Below are 1554 nucleotides of genomic sequence, written 5' to 3' on the forward strand. Positions count from 1 at the left end.
GCGAGGTCCGCGGGGATGCGCTCTGCTTCACGGAGGCGGCGGCGCGGCGGATCCTGGCGGAAGGGGGGAGGCCGGTGCTGACGCGCGACCCCTGGACGGGGTTCCTGCCCGGCCCCGTGCCGGGCGCGGCGCGGTTGGAGCGGCGCGTCTCGCCCTGGAGCCTGATCGACCTCGCCACGGAGATGCAGGGCGCCATCCGGGGCGCGGGGTGGGCCATGGCGGTGCTGGCGCGGATCGCGGGCCTCTCCTGCCCCGATGCGCCACCGGGCGACCTGGCGGAGGCGCGGGCGGCGGACCCGTTCCGGCGCAGCCCCCTCCCCTTGCCCGAGGCGATGGAGATGCTGCGCTTCTGGCGGGAGCGGGAGGGGGAGAACCGGCGCGTCTCTGTCTGCCTGGGCATCGCGCGCTGGAAGCGGGCGCAGGTCGGCGCGCTGCTGGGGCGCGACAACGGCGCGGCGCCATGCTTCGCGGAGAGCGCGGAAGGCGCGCTGCGGATGGCCCGCACGGCGCAGGAGCGGGGCGAGGCCGGCGGGATCGCCGTCTGGGCCTCGCGCAAGAAGCCGGGACTGCGCGCGCAAGGGCTGCCGGTGCTGGCGCTGGAGGATGGCTTCCTGCGCTCGCGCGGGCTGGGGGCGCGGTTCCTGCCGGGGGCCTCCTACTGCCTCGACGGGCGCGGGGCCTATTACGACCCGGCGCAGCCCTCGGATCTGGAGCTGATCCTGCAGCGGGGGGTGGCGGACCGGGCGCTGCTGGCACGGGCGCGGGCGCTGCGCGCGGCGATCGTGGAACGCGGCATCGGCAAGTACCACCTGGGCGGGGAGGTTCCGCCCATCGCGGCACCGGCGGGGCGGCCGGTCCTGCTGGTGCCCGGGCAGGTGCAGGACGATGCCTCGGTGCGCTGCGGCGGCGGGGCGATCCAGTCCAACCTCGCGCTGTTGCGGGCGGTGCGGGCGGCGCGGCCGGAAGGGTTCATCCTCTACAAGCCGCATCCGGACCTGGAGGCGGGGTTCCGCAAGGGGCGGATCGCGGCGGCGGAACTGGCGGCGGTGGCGGACCAGGTGGTGGTGGGCGCGCCGCTCTCCGGCCTGTTCCCGCTGGTGGACGAGGTGCACACGCTGACCTCGCTTTCCGGCTTCGAGGCGCTGCTGCGCGGCGTGCCGGTCGTGACCTACGGGCGCCCTTTCTATGCCGGCTGGGGACTGACCGAGGACCGGGCGCCGGAAGGCTTTCCGCCCGGGCGGCGCGGCGTGGCGCGGTCGCTGGAGGAGCTGGTGGCGGCGACGCTGCTCCTCTACCCGCGCTACATCGACCCGGTGACGCTGCTGCCCTGCCAGGCCGAGCTGATCCTGGAACGCCTGGAAGATCCCGACGCCTGGAAGCTCTCGCCCCTGACCCTGCATCGCGGGCTGGAAGGGCGGCTCCGGCGCTGGATCGCGCGGCTGGCCGGGCGGCGGTAGGGGCGTTCGGACACGCCTCGCGGTTGCCGTTGCTCTGTCCCGGGTGAAAGGCGCCTGTCTCTTGATCACATCTACGCACAGCTCCACCGTAAGGCGA

At 75.2% G+C, this 1554-nt stretch carries 1 protein-coding gene; it reads left to right on the forward strand.

All coding sequences use genetic code 11. The features are described from left to right. Window positions 1-1457: hypothetical protein (locus tag ROTAS13_RS24325; RefSeq protein ID WP_075823649.1), on the forward strand; the 1457-nt coding region annotated here is incomplete at its 5' end. Window positions 1458-1554 lie beyond the last annotated feature (97 nt).

Origin of the sequence: Roseomonas sp. TAS13, from assembly GCF_001950415.1 — a bacterium.
GTDB classification, from domain to species: Bacteria; Pseudomonadota; Alphaproteobacteria; order Acetobacterales; family Acetobacteraceae; genus Roseomonas; species Roseomonas mucosa.